10 protein-coding genes are annotated in these 19,012 nt (G+C 44.5%); 7 read left to right on the forward strand and 3 right to left on the reverse strand.

Annotated elements, in window-relative coordinates; all coding sequences use genetic code 11:
• Positions 1-177 precede the first annotated feature (177 nt).
• The 3 genes from DW640_RS12895 to DW640_RS12905 all read left to right on the forward strand — a co-directional run bounded on the left by DW640_RS12895 (position 178) and on the right by DW640_RS12905 (position 4,725).
• Positions 178-399 (forward strand): twin-arginine translocase TatA/TatE family subunit, encoded by a 222-nt coding sequence (locus DW640_RS12895; protein ID WP_008760985.1) that lies wholly within the window; start codon positions 178-180, stop codon positions 397-399.
• A 6-nt stretch (positions 400-405) separates the two neighbouring features.
• Complete coding sequence (gene tatC, locus DW640_RS12900; RefSeq protein ID WP_008760986.1) at positions 406-1,236, forward strand: twin-arginine translocase subunit TatC; 831 nt, start codon at positions 406-408, stop codon at positions 1,234-1,236.
• Between the two features lie 114 nt (positions 1,237-1,350).
• Positions 1,351-4,725, forward strand: a complete 3,375-nt coding sequence (locus DW640_RS12905; protein ID WP_008764328.1) for an ATP-binding protein — start codon at positions 1,351-1,353, stop codon at positions 4,723-4,725.
• Between the two features lie 370 nt (positions 4,726-5,095).
• Here DW640_RS12905 and DW640_RS12910 read toward each other — a convergent pair whose 3' ends face one another.
• The 3 genes from DW640_RS12910 to DW640_RS12920 all read right to left on the reverse strand — a co-directional run bounded on the left by DW640_RS12910 (position 5,096) and on the right by DW640_RS12920 (position 9,223).
• Positions 5,096-6,613 carry an MFS transporter gene (locus DW640_RS12910; protein WP_008764329.1) on the reverse strand — a complete coding sequence of 506 codons (1,518 nt, stop codon included), beginning with the start codon at positions 6,611-6,613 and terminating at the stop codon, positions 5,096-5,098.
• Between the two features lie 259 nt (positions 6,614-6,872).
• A complete protein-coding gene (kduI, locus tag DW640_RS12915) occupies positions 6,873-7,793 on the reverse strand; it encodes a 5-dehydro-4-deoxy-D-glucuronate isomerase (RefSeq protein ID WP_011109101.1) in 921 nt (306 codons plus the stop codon).
• Positions 7,794-7,825: 32 nt separating this feature from the next.
• Complete coding sequence (locus DW640_RS12920) at positions 7,826-9,223, reverse strand: PTS galactitol transporter subunit IIC (protein ID WP_011109102.1); 1,398 nt, start codon at positions 9,221-9,223, stop codon at positions 7,826-7,828.
• 301 nt (positions 9,224-9,524) lie between these two features.
• Between DW640_RS12920 and DW640_RS12925 the strand changes: the two genes are divergently transcribed.
• The 4 genes from DW640_RS12925 (at position 9,525) to DW640_RS12940 (ending at position 18,156) form a co-directional block, all read left to right on the forward strand.
• Positions 9,525-10,724: a glycoside hydrolase family 88 protein gene (locus DW640_RS12925; protein ID WP_008760990.1), complete on the forward strand. Its 1,200-nt coding sequence runs from the start codon at positions 9,525-9,527 to the stop codon at positions 10,722-10,724.
• Between the two features lie 9 nt (positions 10,725-10,733).
• Positions 10,734-11,702 carry a pectinesterase family protein gene (locus tag DW640_RS12930; RefSeq protein ID WP_011109103.1) on the forward strand — a complete coding sequence of 323 codons (969 nt, stop codon included), beginning with the start codon at positions 10,734-10,736 and terminating at the stop codon, positions 11,700-11,702.
• 140 nt (positions 11,703-11,842) lie between these two features.
• The gene (locus DW640_RS12935; RefSeq protein WP_050547402.1) at positions 11,843-13,555 is read left to right on the forward strand and encodes a pectinesterase family protein; all 1,713 of its coding nucleotides are present in this window, start codon (positions 11,843-11,845) and stop codon (positions 13,553-13,555) included.
• Between the two features lie 65 nt (positions 13,556-13,620).
• On the forward strand, positions 13,621-18,156 hold the full coding sequence (locus DW640_RS12940; RefSeq protein ID WP_117578334.1) for a two-component regulator propeller domain-containing protein: 4,536 nt from the start codon (positions 13,621-13,623) through the stop codon (positions 18,154-18,156).
• Positions 18,157-19,012 lie beyond the last annotated feature (856 nt).

Consider the following 19,012-nt stretch of genomic DNA (forward strand, 5'->3'; position numbering starts at 1 on the left):
GTAGAATAGTGAATGGAAGACTATAAAGGTTAACGATGGATAAATGGGCGGTAAATGATAACGGGTATACTTAAATTATTTCCCGTTTCCCGTTTATAGTTTCCTGTTTTTCTTTTATAGTCTGCCGTTTTTCTTTATATTTGCACCAACTAATAAACCTCTATAATTAATAAACATATGACAAACTTATTATTATTAGGCTTTTTGCCTAGTGGCTCTGAATGGATCATTATTGCTCTTGTTATTCTTCTCCTTTTCGGTGGTAAGAAGATACCCGAACTGATGCGTGGCTTAGGTAAAGGAGTAAAGAGCTTTAAAGATGGTGTGAACGAGGCAAAAGAAGAAATCAATAAGGCAAAAGACGAAATCGACGCACCGGCAGATTCAGCTAAGAAATAATAAGCAATGGCAGAAATGACCTTCTGGGATCATTTGGATGAGTTGCGTCGGGTACTTTTTCGTGTTATCGGAGTCTGGTTTGTATTGGCAATCGGCTATTTCGTAGCGATGCCTTATTTGTTCGACCATGTAATACTGGCGCCTTGCCATAATGATTTTGTATTTTACGACTTACTACGCTTTATCGGTCAGAAATTCGATTTGACTGATGAATTTTTTACGCAGGAGTTTAAGGTGAAGCTTGTCAATATCAATTTGGCAGCTCCTTTCTTTATACATATGTCGACAGCTTTCTGGATGTCGGTAGTGACGGCTATGCCCTATATTTTCTTTGAGGTCTGGCGTTTTATCAATCCGGCCCTTTATCCGAATGAGCGGAAAGGAGTCAGGAAAGCCTTGACCATAGGAACCGGTATGTTCTTTATCGGGGTGCTTATGGGATACTTTATGGTATATCCGCTGACACTCCGTTTCCTCTCTACCTATCAGCTGAGTTCGGAAGTCGAGAACATTCTGTCGCTCAATTCGTATATCGATAACTTTATGATGCTGATTCTCTGTATGGGACTGGCTTTTGAACTTCCGCTGGTGACTTGGTTGTTGTCTTTGCTGGGAGTCGTCAATAAGTCTTTCCTGCGCAAATATCGCCGTCATGCAGTTGTCATTATCGTAATAGCTGCCGCTATCATCACTCCGACGGGCGACCCGTTCACACTGAGTGTTGTGGCTATTCCGCTTTATCTGCTCTATGAAATGAGTATTCTGATGATAAAGGATAAGAAGGAAGTTCCTGAGTTGGAAGAAGAAGAGGAAGAAGAAGGCGTGGCAAAAGTCTGATAAGCCAATTATTTATCGTTCGTTTCCCCAAGTGTGTGTCAAAAGTCGATAGTAACTCAATTGAGGCTGACTTTTGACACACACATGTAATTTTTATAATATCCCTTTTGTCGTATGGAAAATGAAGGAAGAGAATCTTATGAAATTCTTTTAGCCGTTTGTAAGGCGGATCATTTGCAGCTGACTATTGGCTACAAACAGATGCGCGACTTGCTGGAAAGGCTTTGCCGCCTACATATGCACAACGGTAGTCTGCAGATGACCGATCTTTCCGCACGAATTAGTTTTGTAGCGGCCAAAGTGGGGCTTTCTGTAGCGGAGCAAAACAGACTGCATACCTTCCGACTGACCTCCAATGCCATTCTGAACCGACAACAGGAACCTACCCGCGAACACCTTCTGCGGGATGCGAAAACGCTGGCTTTCTTCATCCGTAAACTTTTTGAGGAAGATATTCCACAGGAACTGTATCGTTTGCTTCCCCGGACGGATGCAACTTATATCGTAGCTCCTCCAGCACACAAGCAGGTGCAGCGGATGCGCGTCTGTTTCCAGTATTCCGACGAGCAGTATCTGTATGTGACTCCTTTGGATGAAATAGCTGACGAACCGTTGCGTGTCCGTTACAATATTCCTCAGATCAATGAAGAATTTGCGGAAACCTGTCAGTTGCTCTGGCGCCATGCACAACTCAACTTGCTGGATGTCGCTGTTGACGAAGCAGGAATTCTGACCCCTTCGTTCATTGTCCTTGAACCGGATTATCTGCTTGATATCAGTTCATTGGCAGAATGTTACCGTGATTATGGACATCATCCGGCAAACTATTTCCTTTCCCGTCTTCAGCCGATAGAGAATGCACGCCCGTTGCTTTTAGGAAATATAGCCAACCTTTTCCTTGATGAGTGGATACATGCGGAAGGGGAGGTGGATTATCTGAGATGTATGCAGAAAGCTTTCCGGCGTTATCCGATTGAACTGGCTGCTTGTGCCGACCTGCGTGATCGGGAGAAGGAACGTCAGTTCTTTGATGACTGCAAACTCCATTTTGATCATATCCGTGAGACGGTGAATGATACTTTTCATGCCGCCGGCTACGAACTGGACAAGACGGATGCCGTGCTCGAACCTTCTTATATATGTGAAGCGCTCGGCCTGCAAGGGCGGCTCGACTATATGCAGCGCGATATGTCTTCTTTCATCGAAATGAAATCGGGAAAGGCTGACGAATATGCGATTCGCGGAAAAGTGGAACCGAAAGAGAATAATAAGGTGCAGATGCTGCTTTATCAGGCAGTTCTGCAATATTCGATGGGGATGGATCACCGGAAGGTAAAGGCTTATCTGCTCTATACACGCTATCCGTTGCTTTATCCTTCCCGCCCTTCATGGGCAATGGTCCGCCGTGTGATCGATCTGCGCAACCGGATTGTAGCGGATGAATATGGCATCCAGTTGCGGAACAGCCTGGAATATACGGCACAAAAACTGGAAGAAATAAAAGCCTCGGTACTAAACGAGCGGGGATTGTCGGGACGTTTTTGGGAGACGTATCTGCGCCCTTCTATCGATAATTTCCAGGAGAAGTTGAAATCTCTCTCCACTTTAGAGAAAAGCTACTTCTATGCACTCTATAATTTTATAACGAAGGAACTTTATACGTCCAAGTCCGGTGATGTGGATTATGAGGGACGTACAGGAGCCGCTTCTTTATGGCTTTCCACTTTGGCGGAGAAATGCGAATCGGGGGAGATCATCTATGATTTAAGAATTAAAGAGAATCACGCAGCCGACGAACATAAATCCCACCTGTTGCTGGTGCCGTCCGGAGAACTTCAGAGAACGGTGGCGGATGATGCGCAGCACACCCTCCCTAACTTCCGTCAGGGCGATGCCATCGTGCTTTACGAACGGAATGCGGATACGGATAACGTTACCAACAAGATGGTATTCAAAGGCAATATCGACTATCTGAACGAGAATGAAATCTGCATCCGTCTGCGTGCTACCCAGCAGAATTCCTCCGTACTTCCGTCTGATAGCCTCTATGCTATTGAGCACGATGCGATGGATACTACTTTCCGTAGCATGTACCAGGGACTTTATGCTTTTATGTCTGCTACAAAAGAGCGTCGTGATTTGCTGCTCTCTCAACGGGAGCCGCAATTTGATGTGGCATTGGATAAGCAGATAGCCGAAGCTGCCGATGACTTTACTCGTATTGCTTTGAAAGCGAAAGCAGCAAAGGACTATTTTCTGCTGGTAGGGCCTCCGGGAACCGGTAAAACGTCTTGTGCACTGAAGAAGATGGTCGAAACCTTTTATAAAGAGGAAGGAGCCCAAATTTTATTGCTCTCGTACACTAACCGTGCCGTAGATGAAATCTGTAAAGCACTTTCTTCCATTCGTCCGGAAGTAGATTTTATTCGTGTGGGAAGCGAGCTTTCATGTGACGAGAACTATCGGGATCATTTGATAGAGAATGAACTTGCTACCTGTATGCGTCGTACAGAGGTTTGCGAACGTATTAACCGCTGTCGTATATTAGTCGGTACAGTAGCGTCTATCTCCGGCAAACCGGAACTTTTCCGATTGAAGCATTTCGATGTGGCTATTGTAGATGAGGCTACTCAGATACTGGAACCTCAGTTGTTGGGTATACTTTGTGCCAAAGGAGAAAACGGAAAAGAGGGCGTTGGCAAATTTATCCTGATAGGCGATCATAAGCAACTTCCGGCTGTCGTCTTGCAGAATACGGAACAATCGGAAGTATACGATGAAGCCCTGTCTGCTGTCGGACTGAAGAACTTGAAAGATTCTCTGTTTGAAAGACTGTATCGCACAGCCCGTCAGCATACCGATGCCCACCGTACTTACGATATGCTCTGCCGTCAGGGACGTATGCACCCCGAAGTGGCTCTGTTCGCCAATCAAGCTTTCTATGAAGGTCGGCTGCTGCCTGTCGGACTGCCGCATCAACTGGAAGATTCCGGAAATATCAACCGGCTGTCTTTCTATCCTTCGCAGCCCGAACCGATGGGTTCTTCTGCTAAAACAAACCATTCGGAAGCAAAGATTGCTGCCCGTCTGGCCGCAACTGTCTATAAAGAACACTCGGAAGCATTTGATGCCTCCCGCACATTGGGGATCATTACTCCATATCGTAGTCAGATAGCTTTGATCAAGAAGGAAATAGAAGTTCTCGGCATTTCCGAACTGAATCAGATATTGATTGACACTGTAGAACGTTTTCAGGGAAGTGAACGCGATGTGATTATTTATTCATTCTGTGTGAACTATCCGTATCAGTTGAAATTCCTTTCCAATCTGACAGAAGAAGACGGAATTCTGATTGACCGGAAACTGAACGTTGCCTTGACACGTGCAAGAAAACAGATGCTGCTGACAGGTGTGCCGACGCTGTTGGAGCGTAATCCACTCTATAAAAGTTTATTAAAATTAATAGAGAGCCTCCGGAATATTGCATAATTTTTGCAGACGTTAGTTTTTATTCTCTCTTTATGCAATTCATTAACACCTATTTGTTGAACAAACCCCTATCTTTGCAATACGTTTTTTTCATAGAGATTTAGATTTAAGGTTAGAAGAATTGTGGAAGTCGTGAGACTTCCCTTTTTTTCATCTTAACGTTTACTATCCTTCATTGTTTGAATGTGCAAGATATTTTGTAAAATAGTACAGGATGGCTATGAAGAATAAGTAAACCTAAAAAGCCTTCTTCGTGAGAAGAGGCTTTTTTGTTTTTGGAACTTTTTGAATAAATAATTGGTTAAAAAAACAGGAGGACAAACTCATGCTGAGTGCCCTCCTGTTTTTTATTCTATATAATTATATCGGATTAATCCAATACGATAGGCTTATATTTAGGAACCAGTGCTTTCATAATAACCCAACCGATCAGGTAAGCTACTGCGCATACGCAGAAGATTACAAAGTAACCGGCAGGCTTGCCTTCGAAGCCCATGAATGTCATCGCAGGATGTACAAACTGTGCTCCTTGTTCCAGTAGTTCTTTTGTCATTTCCACTTCTTTGCCGTCAACCATTGTTGTTCCGGAAGCATATACAAATAAGTTACCTGCCACTTTCTGAAGAATCATTGAACCGATACCACCGGCCATACCACCGATACCGGTGATACTTGCAATTGCTGTTCGAGGGAACATATCACCTACTGTAGAGAAGATATTGGCCGACCACGACTGGTGGGCAGCTCCGCCAATACCGATCAGGATCACGGGGAACCACGGAGAGAATGTTCCCAATGGCTGTGCCAGCAATACCACTAACGGGAAGAATGCGAAAATCAACATTGCTTTCATACGTGCCGCATAAGGGTTCATGCCGGTCTTGTTGATGAAGATAGTAGGAAGCTTGCCACCGTAGATGGATAACATCGTGATTGCGTAAAGCGTGAAGATAAGTCCCATTCCCAGAGGATCGGAAGTTTTGATACCGAATTGGGAGTTCAGGTAAGACGGGGTCCAGAACAGGAAGAACCACCATACACCGTCAGTGGTAAATTTACCGAAGACAAATGCCCAAGTTTGTTTGTAGCTGAAACATTGCCAGAATCTCATCTTTTTCTCGTCTTTCTCCTCTGTTTTCGGACCTGCACCGGCCTCATTCTGGTCTTGTTCGATATATTCAAGTTCGGCTTTGTTTACGTGCTTGCTCTTTGAAGGAGCATCATACATAAATACCCAGAAGCCCATCCAGATAAAACCAAGTCCACCAATAACGATAAACGCCATTTCCCAACCGAAAGCTTTGGCAAGGATAGGAATGGTGAGCGGAGCGATCAAGGCACCGATAGAAGCACCGGCGTTGAAGATGGAAGTAGCATAAGCACGGTCTTTCTTCGGGAAGTACTCGGCAGTTACTTTAATAGCGGCGGGGAAGTTACCGGCTTCTCCGAGAGCAAGTATACAGCGTGCAGCCAGGAAGCAGTACATACTGACAGTAGCGATGGTTACCACCACGTCTCCGGTGGCTCCGGCAAGTTCGGCAGCACTGTGCAGTCCTACCTGCGCTTCTGTTACAATACCACAGACTGCGTGCAGACAGGCACCGGCAGACCATACGCCGATAGCCCAGAGGAATCCTTTCTTCGTTCCCATCCAGTCCACAAAGCGACCGGCAAAGAGCATACATATTGCGTAAACAATAGAAAATACGGAAGTGATAGTACCGTAGTGTGATTCATCCCAGTGAAATTCCGGTTTGATAAATTCATCCCAGGTGAGCGATAGTACCTGGCGGTCGAGATAGTTAACTGTAGTAGCAAAAAATAGCATCGCACAGATCGTCCATCTGTAGTTTGTCATTTTTTCGCCTGTTTTTTGAAATGCATTCATGATAATGGATTTAAATAGATTTTGATTTGCTGACAAAGGTCGGTATTTCAGCTGGATTTTTTTTGTAATAATTGGTCAAAATCATGTATAATTCGTTGCATTATACATATTATTTGTACATAGTAATGTATTATCGTAACAATTTGGTCTCTTTGGGGGAAGAATATGACAAATCCGGAAAACTTCATTCTCTCCCCGTTTCGAGGAAAGAATGAAGTTTTTCGGATCACTTGATATGTGCTAAAGAGCTGCGCAAAGATTAGCGCATTTCTGTATATTTAATCTTATCCATGTCGCCATAGTCAAGATTTTCACCAGCCATACCCCAGATGAACATATAGTTGCTGGTTCCGGCAGCTGCGTGGATAGACCATTCCGGTGACATGATAGCTTGTTCGTTCTGCATCCATACGATGCGTTCTTCCTGAGGTTCGCCCATGAAGTGGCAGATGGAGTTGCCTTCCGGCACGTTGAAGTAGAAATATGCTTCCACACGGCGACTGTGAGTATGTGCCGGCATGGTGTTCCATACACTACCCGGTTTCAGTTCTGTCAATCCCATTTGCAGTTGGCAAGGACCTTCTTCAAGTACGTTGTTAACAATCAGCTGGTTGATAACGCGGTCGTTGCTTTCTTCCATCTTTCCTGCCGCGAAAGAATTTGCTTTCAGAGAACCTTTGCGTCCGTCGATGGTGATCAACTGAGTTTTGTACTCCTTGTGGGCAGTAGCGGAGTTGATATAGAATTTTGCAGGTTTGCTGGCATCTTTGCTCTTGAAAGTAACTTTCTGCTTGCCTCTGCCTACATACAATGCATCTTTGAAGTTCAGCGTATATTCCTTGCCGTCAACAGTTACGATACCTTCGCCGCCAATGTTGATAACACCCAGTTCGCGACGTTCGAGGAAATACTTAGCTTTCAACGGATCGATAGTTTCAAGTACCAGCTCTTTTGTTGCAGGTACGGCACCACCGAAGATGAGGCGGTCGTACATGGAATAAGTTACGTTGATTTGATCAGGAACCATTACTTTTTCCATCAGGAAGCTACTACGCAGGCGGTTTGTATTATACGTTTTCACGTCTTGCGGATTGCAAGCCACCTGCATCTTGTAATTTACCTGGGCAGAAGCAGACATAGCTGCGATACCCATCATCATTGCAATTGCTAATTTTTTCATCTTTCGAATCTTTATTTGGATTATACTTATATTTAATCGTTAGCTGCGTTTTTCGCATCATTTCTTTTCATGCGGATACGGTTGTAGACTGCCATTCCCAGTGCAAGGGCTACGAGGATGGCAGGACCGATAATCTTCAGACTGTAAGTCAGGTGGAAGATACCCCAGCAGAAGAGGCTGGATGCAAAGTCGAGCGCTCCGCCTTCGAAGCCGGCGGGGATATTTACTGTCGGGTCACCCGTAGCGGCATATACGTCTTTGGCAGCCATCGTGAAGAATCCTGCCAGTTCTGTTACGAAGTACAGACCTACGATCAATGCTACCAGTCCGATGATGAATGATTTCACCACATTACCTTTGGTGATGGGCAGAATCATCGGGAATAGGTAGAACATACCGGCCAGAGAAGCCAGCGGTAAGAAACGGTTACCCGGAAGGATCACTGCAAGGAAGATAGTAACCGGGATCAAAAGCAGGGATACAACCAGCGTTGTCGGGTGGCCGATGACAAGTGCAGGGCTCATACCGATGCTCAGGCCTGTATTACTCTTATATTTTTTAGCGATCAATTCGCGGGTTGCATCAGAGATAGGTTTCAAACCTTCAATGAAAAGGCTGGTGATACGTGGAATCAACTCCATAACCGCTCCCATTTTGATACCCAATCCAAGGATACCCGGAATGCCGTCCAGTACTTCTTTCCAGCTGGCACAGCCCAAAGCTCCGATACCGCAACCAATCACGATACCCAGGAATAACGGTTCACCCATCAGACCGAATTTCTTCTTCATTCCTTCAGAGTCGATATTCAGTTTGTCGAATCCCGGAATTTTATCTAAAAGCTTGTTGATTACAATCGCGAACGGAACGAAGCTCTGGCAGAAAGGCTGCGGGATAGAGATACCGTCCATCTTATCATAGAACTTCTGAAAAGCAGGAGCAGTCATGTCTGCCATTACCAATGTTATAATGTAGCAAATGATAGCGGCGAAAAATCCCCAGAAAATACTATCGGAGGCGAAGTATACGATAGCCCCGATAAATGCGAAGTGCCAGTAGTTCCAAAGGTCAATATTAACAGTACGGGTTGTTTTGGTCAGCAGCATTAACAGGTTTACTCCCAGACAAACAGGGATAATGAAAGCGCCGACCGAGGTATTATAGGCAACTGCTGCTGCCGAAGGCCATCCCATGTCGAAAATACCGAGTTCCAATCCGTAGATTTCTACCATTTTACTTAATGCCGGACCAAGACTACTGGTCAACAAGGCTGTGACTACAGATAAGCCGACGAAACCGACTCCCACCAACAAACCGCTTTTGAGCGCTTTGGGGAGTTTAATACCGATACATACTCCTAAAATTGTGAAAATGATCGGCATCATTACTGCCGCTCCCAGACCGATAATGTACTTGAATACTTCTTCCATTCTGTTCTATTTTTTCTCTGTTTTTAATGATAAATTACTGTGTTTCCCCAGAGGGTATTAGTTGTAAACCGTGCCAAAAGTACGACCTTTTCCGCTTTATTCCAAAACGAAACTCTTAATTTATCAGTTAATGCATCAAAAATGGACATTTTTGACGTTTACGTGCACAAAATTAGTCGTTTCCGTGCACGAAAAACAAAAAATACACCTTCTTAACTAAAAAATCCCACTTTGTTTGGAGGAAATGCACTACTTTCGTAGCATGAAAAAATAGCATGTATAATCCTTAAAACAATAAACCATGAGACGAAGCTCTTTTTATAAATTTTTGATATTAGTAATAATAATGTCAAGCACCATTTCACTGTCGGCGCAGCAGGTGGATGAAAAACTGCCTTGGTCGGTGCGGATGACTGAATCGGAGATGATCCGTTGCCCGGAATCCTGGCAGCTTGATTTTCAGCCCAGACTGAAATGGGACTATTGCCACGGACTGGAATTGGGGGCGATGCTTGATGTATACGATACTTATGGCGACAAGAAAATACGAGATTATGCAATTGCTTATGCAGATACGATGGTGCATGAGGATGGAAGTATTACTGCATACAAATTGACCGATTACAGTCTGGACCGTATCAATTCCGGAAAAATCCTGTTTCGTATCTATGAGCAGACCAAGGATGAAAAGTATAAGAAGGCATTAGACTTGCTCTATAGCCAGTTTGCCGGACAACCTCGTAATGAAGACGGAGGATTCTGGCATAAAAAGATATATCCGCATCAGATGTGGCTGGACGGACTTTATATGGGAGCTCCTTTTTATGCAGAATATGCTTTCCGTAATAATCGCCCGCAGGATTATGCAGACGTCATAAATCAGTTTATTACCTGTGCCCGTCATACGTATGATCCGAAGAATGGTCTTTATCGTCATGCGTGTGATGTAAGTCGCACGGAGCGCTGGGCCGATCCGGTGACAGGACAGTCAAAACATTGTTGGGGACGTGCATTAGGCTGGTATGCGATGGCGTTGGTAGATGTGCTTGATTTTATTCCGAAGCATGAGGCCGGAAGAGATTCGTTGCTTGCAATCTTGGATAATGTAGCAGTTCAGGTAAAGAAACTGCAAGATCCGGAGACCGGTGGATGGTATCAGGTGATGGACAGAAGCGGTGACAAGGGTAATTATCTGGAATCATCCTGTTCGGCAATGTTCATATACAGCCTGTTTAAGGCAGTACGTATGGGATATATCGATCCGTCTTATCTGGATGTAGCAAAGGCTGGTTATGAAGGTTTTCTGAAAAATTTTATTGAAGTGGATAAAGATGGAGTGGTGACTATAACGAAAGCCTGTGCGGTAGCGGGGCTGGGAGGGAAGGTTTATCGTTCCGGCGATTATGACTATTATATAAATGAAACAATCCGTAATAACGACCCGAAAGCAGTAGGACCATTTATTATGGCAAGTCTGGAATACGAACGTTTGCAAAAGTAAATTCTATCGATGAAAAGGAGTATTTTGAAAGGAATGGCGTTGTTTCTTCTGCTTTGTTCAGGAGGAACTTTGGCCTGTGCACAACAGCAAAAGCAAGACACAATAGTCGTGTCACGAGACGGAACGGGAAAATATCGGGATATTCAGGAAGCCGTGGAAGCGGTACGTGCTTTTATGGATTATACGGTGACTATATTTATAAAGAATGGTATATACAAAGAAAAACTGGTGATTCCTTCATGGGTGAAGAACGTGCAGCTGGTAGGCGAAGATGCCGAAAAGACGATCATCACGTATGATGATCATGCCAATATCAATAAAATGGGCACTTTCCGCACTTATACTGTAAAGGTAGAAGGAAGTGACATTACTTTTAAGAATCTGACCATTGAGAACAATGCCGCTCCTTTGGGGCAGGCAGTTGCGCTCCATACCGAAGGAGACAGGCTGATGTTTGTCGGCTGTCGTTTTCTGGGAAATCAGGATACTATTTATACAGGATCGGAGGGTAGCCGCCTGTTATTTACTAACTGCTATATTGAAGGAACTACAGACTTCATCTTCGGCCCTTCTACAGCTTTGTTTGAATATTGCGAATTGCATAGCAAGCGCGATTCATATATTACCGCGGCTTCTACTCCGAAGGAGGTGGAGTTTGGTTATGTTTTCAAGAACTGTAAGCTGACAGCCGCTCCCGGTATCAAGAAAGTCTATCTGGGACGTCCTTGGAGACCTTATGCTGCTACGGCTTTTATTAATTGCGAGTTTGGCGGACATATCCGTTCGGAAGGCTGGCACAACTGGAAGAATCCGGAAAACGAAAAGACTGCCCGTTACGCTGAATTTAAAAACACGGGTGAAGGTGCGGATGCTTCCGGACGTGTGAAATGGGCTAAACAGCTGACTGATAAAGAAGCGGTGCAATATACTCCGCAGAATATATTTAAGGAATGCAGTAATTGGTATCCTTATAAATAACATCAGTTCGATATAAGAGTAATCCGCATGGTTTCCCCTCCTTTTGGAAGGAGGAGAATTGAGTTACTCAAATTTATATCGAATTCACGTTAAATAGAAGTCATAAGGGAACTTTAATTTTGAACCAACAAAATAAGATTATGAAAAACAGACTGCTATTGCTGTTTATAGTATTTATCCTTTTCTCCGCCTTTCGTGCGGATAAGCCCGTATTGACCATCTTTACGATAGGTGACTCTACGATGGCTAACAAAAATCTGTACGGTGGAAATCCCGAACGCGGCTGGTGTATGGTGCTCCCCGGATTTTTTTCAGAAGATATACGTGTTGATAATCATGCCGCCAATGGCCGCAGTTCCAAAAGTTTCATATCTGAAGGCCGATGGGCAAAAGTGATTTCCCAGGTAAAGAAGGGAGATTATGTCTTTATCCAGTTCGGACACAATGATGAAAAGGCTGATTCTGCACGCCATACTGATCCGGGAACGACCTTTGATGACAATCTCCGTCGTTTCGTCAATGAAACTCGTGCTAAAGGAGGGATTCCTGTGTTGTTCAACTCCATCGTTCGTCGTAATTTTGTACAGCCGGAAGATGCCTCGATTGCTACAGATGCCCGTCGTGCTCCGGGTGAACAGGAACTGCCGAAAGAAGGAAACGTCTTGTACGATACGCACGGTGCCTACCTTGATTCTCCGCGTAATGTGGCAAAAGAGATGGGAGTGGCGTTTATCGATATGAACAAAATTACCCATGATCTGGTGCAGGGACTGGGCCCCGCAGAATCGAAGAAGTTGTTTATGTTTGTCGAACCTGAGAAAGTTCCGGCTTTTCCGAAAGGCCGGGAGGATAATACCCATTTGAATGTGTACGGAGCACGGACTATCGCCGGGCTGACTGTAGATGCTATCGCAAAGGAAATACCGGAACTGGCAAAATATGTCCGTCATTATGATTACGTAGTGGCACAAGACGGAACAGGTGATTTCTTCACAGTGCAGGAAGCGATAAATGCAGTACCCGATTTTCGCAAGAATGTGCGTACTACTATCTTGGTCCGTAAAGGCACTTATAAAGAGAAGATTATTATTCCGGAATCCAAAATAAATATCTCTCTGATAGGAGAGGATGGTGTGGTACTGACAAATGATGACTTTGCCAATAAGAAAAATGTGTTTGGTGAGAATATGGGAACTTCGGGATCGTCGAGTTGCTACATTTATGCTCCCGATTTCTATGCGGAGAACATCACTTTTGAAAACTCGGCAGGACCGGTAGGACAGGCTGTTGCCTGTTTTGTATCTGCCGACCGTGCGTTCTTTAAGAATTGTCGTTTTCTCGGTTATCAGGATACCCTTTATACGTATGGCAAGCACAGCCGTCAATATTACGAGGATTGCTATATCGAAGGAACGGTTGACTTTATCTTCGGATGGTCTGTAGCTGTATTCAATCGTTGTCATATTCATAGCAAACGTGATGGTTATGTGACGGCACCCTCTACAGATCAAGGCAAAAAGTATGGATATGTCTTTTATGATTGCCGGTTGACTGCTGATCCGGATGTTGCCAAAGTATATCTGTCTCGTCCGTGGCGTCCGTATGCACAGGCTGTATTTATCCGTTGTGAACTGGGGAAACATATCCTTCCGGAAGGCTGGCACAACTGGGGAAAGAAAGAAGCGGAGAAAACCGTATTTTATGCCGAATACGATAGTCATGGCGAGGGAGCCAATCCGAAAGCCCGCGCAGCTTTCTCTCGTCAACTGAAGAATCTGAAAGGCTACGAGATGGAAACGGTTTTGGCAGGTGAAGACGGCTGGAATCCGCTAAAGAACGATTCTGTTAAATAAACACCGAATATAGATGTAAGTTCAGCTAAATCATTATCTTTACACCATTCAATATGTGTGTAATAATGATAAAAAGAATCTTATATCTAATTCTTTTGTGCCTGACCGCACCTGTAGTGCAGGCACAACAACACAGTTTTTTCACCCATTATTCTACCGAGGATGGGTTGTCTCAAAACACGGTGATGAGCATGTTGCAGGATCACAAAGACAACCTCTGGTTTGCCACATGGGATGGAATCAATCGTTTTGATGGCTATAACTTTAAAACTTATAAAGCACGTCAGGGCAATTACATCAGTCTGACCAATAACCGTGCCGACCGGATGTATGAAGACCGGTACGGCTTTCTGTGGTTATTGACTTATGACAACCGTGTCCACCGTTTTGACCCGAAAACGGAGACGTTCGAACAGGTTCCGGCAGCAGGTGAAGAAGGTAGTACATATAACATTCACGCTATTCAGGTATTGCCCGATGGTACGGTCTGGCTGCTAACAGAACATGATGGAGCTATCCGTGTAGTCACGCTTCCTCAGAAGAACTATACGACGAAATCAGATATTTATTCAACGAAGTCCGGTCTGTTTCCTGCCGATCACTTTTATCAGGTCTATCAGGACAAAGCCGGCAATCACTGGCTGCTGACTGATAACGGTTTGGGAATGATACGCCCCGGTGAGCAGCAACCCGTGAACTACTTTGTGGAGACAAAAGGGAAACAAGACGGCATGAATCAGGCATTTTATGCGGTCCGGGAATGTGAAGACGATATCTGCTTTGCTTCAGACAGAGGGAGAATCTGGTGTTATCAGAAACAGGGCGGAGAGTTTCGCCTGCTCGAACTTCCGACGAAAGTCCGCATTACTTCTATACACACCGTGAGCAATGGCAATACTGTAGTGACAACAGATTCGGACGGGTTCTTTCTTTGCAACCTGAAGACAAACAAACATACGCATTATTCTCCCGTGACCTGTAAGGAATTGTCTGCACAACCGATTCTTTCGGCTTATGTAGACCGCACGTCAGAGGTATGGTTCGAACAGGAAGAGCCGGGAGTTGTCGTTCATTTTAATCCTGCCACCGGCGTGGTAAGGCGTGAGCAGATGCGGGTGGAATATAGTAACGCCGATCGTTCGCGTCCCGCTTTTCATATCCATGAAGATGTACACGGGCATATATGGGTACATCCTTATGGCGGAGGATTCTCCTATTTTGATCGTGACCGGAACTGTCTCGTTCCTTTTTATGATGATTTGGGCAGTAACAACTGGCGCTTTTCTAACAAGATACATGCCGCTTTTTCTGATAAACAGGGGAATTTGTGGCTTTGTACCCACTCCAAAGGACTGGAGAAAGTAACATTCCGCAACGTACCGTTTTCAATGCTGACTCCCGTTCCGCATGAATATGAATCTTTGAGCAACGAAGTGCGGTCGGTATGCGAAGATAAACAGGGGAATTTGTGGGTCGGACTGAAGGACGGAATGATCCGCCTGTACGACTCGAACCGGAAATTCATAGGGCATCTGACAGGTAATGGAACCATTTCGATGACAGGTACACCTATGGAGGGTACAGCCTATTTCATTATGCAGGATTCAAAAGGGATTATCTGGATTGCTACCAAAGGAAACGGTCTGGTGCGTGCCGAACAGATTTCTCCCACAAGTATGTCTTATAAACTGACCCGTTATCAGCACGACTCCAACGATATGTACAGTCTGAGTGACAACAATGTATATTGTGTTTATGAAGATCATCATGGTCGTATCTGGGCGGCTACTTTTGCAGGCGGTATCAACTATATTTCCCAGGGAGAACATGGAGAGACCGTCTTTATCAACCACCGGAATAATCTGAAAGGATATCCGATTGATGTCTGTTACAAAGCACGTTTTATCACTTCGGATAATAACGGACGCCTTTGGGTAGGTACTACCACAGGCGCCGTTGCCTTTGATGAGAATTTCAAAAAGCCGGAAGATATACAGTTCCACCACTTCTCGCGTGTCCCGAACGATACGAAGAGTCTAAGTAATAATGACGTGCATTGGATTATCGCTACCCAGCAGAAGGAACTCTATCTGGCTACTTTCGGAGGGGGACTGAATAAACTGATTTCCATCAGCGAAAACGGTCACGGTGAATTTAAATCCTACTCAGTGCTCGACGGACTTTCTTCGGACGTCTTGCTTTCCATCCGTGAAGATCATAAACAGAACCTTTGGATCAGTACGGAAAATGGAATCTGTAAGTTTGTTCCTTCCGGCGAGCGTTTTGAGAATTACGATGAACGTAGTATCAGTTTCCGTGTCCGTTTCAGTGAAGCGGCTTCTACGCTGACATCCGGCGGAGATATGTTGTTTGGAACCAGCAACGGATTATTCATGTTCACTCCGGATTCTATCCGGAAGAGTAGCTATGTGCCTCCTGTAGTTTTTTCTAAGTTGATGGTAGCGAATGAAGATGTAATTCCGGGAGAGAAGTCCATATTGAAAGTCGATTTGGATGATACACAGGAACTGGTGCTTTCTCATGATGAGAATATCTTTTCCGTTCAGTATGCTGCACTCGATTATACGAATCCGCAGAACATACAGTACGCATACATTCTCGATGGTTTCGAGAAGCAGTGGACTTTTGCCGACCGGCAAAGAAGCGTGACTTATACTAACCTTCCGAAGGGAGATTATATATTCCGTGTCCGTTCTACCAATAGTGACGGGGTGTGGGTGGACAATGAGCGCATCTTGAACATTACGATTCTCCCTTCTTTCTGGGAGACGCCTTTGGCGTATGTGCTGTATGTCTGCTTTGTGCTGCTGATTATTTTTGTTGCGGTTTATATCCTGTTTACCATTTATCGGTTGAAGCATGAGGTGTCTGTAGAACAACAGATTTCTGATATCAAGCTGCGCTTCTTTACGAATATATCCCATGAACTCCGTACTCCTCTGACATTGATTGCAGGTCCGGTGGAACAAGTTCTGAAGAACGATAAACTGCCGGCTGATGCACGGGAACAGCTGGTAGTGGTCGAACGGAATACCAACCGTATGCTTCGTCTGGTCAATCAGATTCTGGACTTTCGTAAGATTCAGAACAAGAAGATGAAGATGCAGGTACAACAGTTGAATGTCGTTGCCTTTGTCCGCAAGATTATGGATAATTTTGAGTCGGTGGCGGAAGAACACAACATCGATTTCCTTTTCCAGACAGAGAAAGAGGCTTTGAATCTTTGGGTGGATGCCGATAAGTTTGAAAAGATTGTGTTTAACCTTCTGTCCAATGCGTTTAAATATACTCCTAATGGGAAAATGATCACCGTCTTTATCCGTGAAGATGAGGGCACGGTGTCTGTCGGCGTACAGGATCAGGGGATTGGTATTGCCGAAAATAAACGTAAGTCTCTCTTTGTACGCTTTGAGAACCTGGTGGACAAGAATATTTTCAATCAGGCAAGCTCCGGCATCGGTCTTTCTTTGGTGAAGGAACTGGTAGAGATGCACAAGGCTACGATTTCCGTTGACAGCCGGCTCGGTGAGGGAAGTTGTTTTAAAGTGGACTTTCTGAAGGGCAAAGAGCATTATAATAGTTCAGTGGAATTTATTCTCGAAGATTCGGTTGCTCCGCTGAGCATGGAACGTATTGTGGATATCGCTAATTCTTCGCTTCAGACAGAAGCTGCCATCGCAGATGCACCGGACCTGGAAGTATCTGCTGTCAAAGAAGAGGCTGAGGAAAGCAGTTCGAAAGAGCTTATGTTGCTGGTAGAGGATAATCAGGAATTGCGTTCCTTCCTGCGCAGTATTTTCGCTTCAACTTATCGGGTGGTAGAGGCTTCCGAGGGTATGGAGGGATGGAGCAAGGCTTTGAAGTATCTGCCGGATATTATTATCAGCGACGTCATGATGCCGGAGAAAGACGGTATCGAAATGACGCGTGAACTTCGTGCGGATATGACGACCAGTCATATTCCTATTATCCTGCTTACTGCCAAGACGACGATAGAAAGTAAATTGGAAGGACTGGAATATGGGGCGGATGATTATATTACCAAGCCTTTTAGTGCGACTTATCTTCAGGCCCGTGTGGAGAACCTGCTGATGCAGCGTAAGAAACTGCAAAATTTCTATCGTGATAGTCTGACGCATGTGACGGTGTCTGAAACTCCGGTTGCTCAAGGGGAGACTTTAGCAGGTCATGCATCTGCTGAACCCGTAAGTAGTGCAGCGGAAGAGCCTGCGATGCCGGAAATGTCTCCTAACGATCGTAAATTTATGGATAAACTGGTTGATTTGATGGAGCAGAATATGGATAACGGGGAATTGGTAGTGGATGATTTGGTTCGTGAACTGGCTGTCAGTCGTTCGGTGTTCTTCAAGAAACTAAAAACGCTTACGGGACTGGCCCCTATCGAGTTCATAAAGGAAATGCGTATCAAGCGTGCCGCACAATTGATTGAAACGGGAGAGTTTAATATGACTCAGATTTCTTATATGGTCGGTATCAATGACCCGCGTTATTTCAGTAAATGTTTTAAGGCGCAGGTCGGTATGACTCCGACAGAGTATCGGGAGAAAGTCGGTCGGTAATTGGAGCTTCTTGCAGTTTTATCTCCTTAGAAGTTTCATTGAATAAATAGCGTTCAGCCGTTTCAGCTTTCTTCGGAAAAGCCTTGATAGAAGGTGATAGCGGCTGAAGGCACCATTTCGTACCCTTGCGTAGACGTGCTCTGAGCGGGGGCGTGGTTTCAGTTCTTTCAGGTTTATAGTTTGAGTTTCTGCTTTTATAGTCGATAAGCTATGTATATCTTAATTTCTGAACAAAGGCTGGTTGATATGTAGGCAAAGGCTGACTGACGTACGGGCAAAGGCTTGCTGACCCGTCGACTCAGGCTTGCTGACGTGTAGGCTTAGGCTTGCTGACCTCCGAGCTAAAGTTTGCTGACAAATAAGGTGAGAATGATAGAAACAGCGCTGAAAATATGATGAATGAATAGAGCCTCTGTTTAAGTAAAATAGACCTTTTACTTTTAGTAAATAGAACTTCTGATTGGAACAAACGCAGGCTCTGTTTTTGAAACTGAAAGAGCTGAATGCTGAAACCTCTTTTCAGAGACTACTGCTTTCAGCTGTATCTCCTTCTGACAGGGATTTTGCGGAGATTACTGAAAGAACTGAATACCTGGATTTCAACTTTATTTAGTAGGTGGCTGATTCTTTCATTGTTAGCCTGCCAAGCAGGCTTTTTATTTGTATTAGAGTAAATAGAAAGAAGTACAAGAGTTGTTATGATGATGTACTAGAGTCACTCCAAGGATGTAGAAGATTTAAGGAAAAGATGTATAAGAATTGGATGAATGGTGTACAAAATGCGAGCGAATGATGTACGTCATTACTTCTTTGTAAGCCCCCGATAAAGTACCCGTTGTCTTTGTATCTTTAAGTC

Source organism: Bacteroides sp. AM23-12 (assembly GCF_003434395.1).
Lineage (GTDB): Bacteria > Bacteroidota > Bacteroidia > Bacteroidales > Bacteroidaceae > Bacteroides > Bacteroides thetaiotaomicron.

Coding starts and splice junctions, on each gene's coding strand:
- DW640_RS12930 (WP_011109103.1), top strand. CDS start 10,734: ATGAAAAGGAGTATTTTGAAAGGAATGGCGTTGTTTCTTCTGCTTTGT.
- DW640_RS12940 (WP_117578334.1), top strand. CDS start 13,621: ATGATAAAAAGAATCTTATATCTAATTCTTTTGTGCCTGACCGCACCT.
- kduI (WP_011109101.1), bottom strand. CDS start 7,793: ATGAAAAAATTAGCAATTGCAATGATGATGGGTATCGCAGCTATGTCT.
- DW640_RS12925 (WP_008760990.1), top strand. CDS start 9,525: ATGAGACGAAGCTCTTTTTATAAATTTTTGATATTAGTAATAATAATG.
- DW640_RS12935 (WP_050547402.1), top strand. CDS start 11,843: ATGAAAAACAGACTGCTATTGCTGTTTATAGTATTTATCCTTTTCTCC.
- DW640_RS12895 (WP_008760985.1), top strand. CDS start 178: ATGACAAACTTATTATTATTAGGCTTTTTGCCTAGTGGCTCTGAATGG.
- DW640_RS12905 (WP_008764328.1), top strand. CDS start 1,351: ATGGAAAATGAAGGAAGAGAATCTTATGAAATTCTTTTAGCCGTTTGT.
- DW640_RS12910 (WP_008764329.1), bottom strand. CDS start 6,613: ATGAATGCATTTCAAAAAACAGGCGAAAAAATGACAAACTACAGATGG.
- DW640_RS12920 (WP_011109102.1), bottom strand. CDS start 9,223: ATGGAAGAAGTATTCAAGTACATTATCGGTCTGGGAGCGGCAGTAATG.
- tatC (WP_008760986.1), top strand. CDS start 406: ATGGCAGAAATGACCTTCTGGGATCATTTGGATGAGTTGCGTCGGGTA.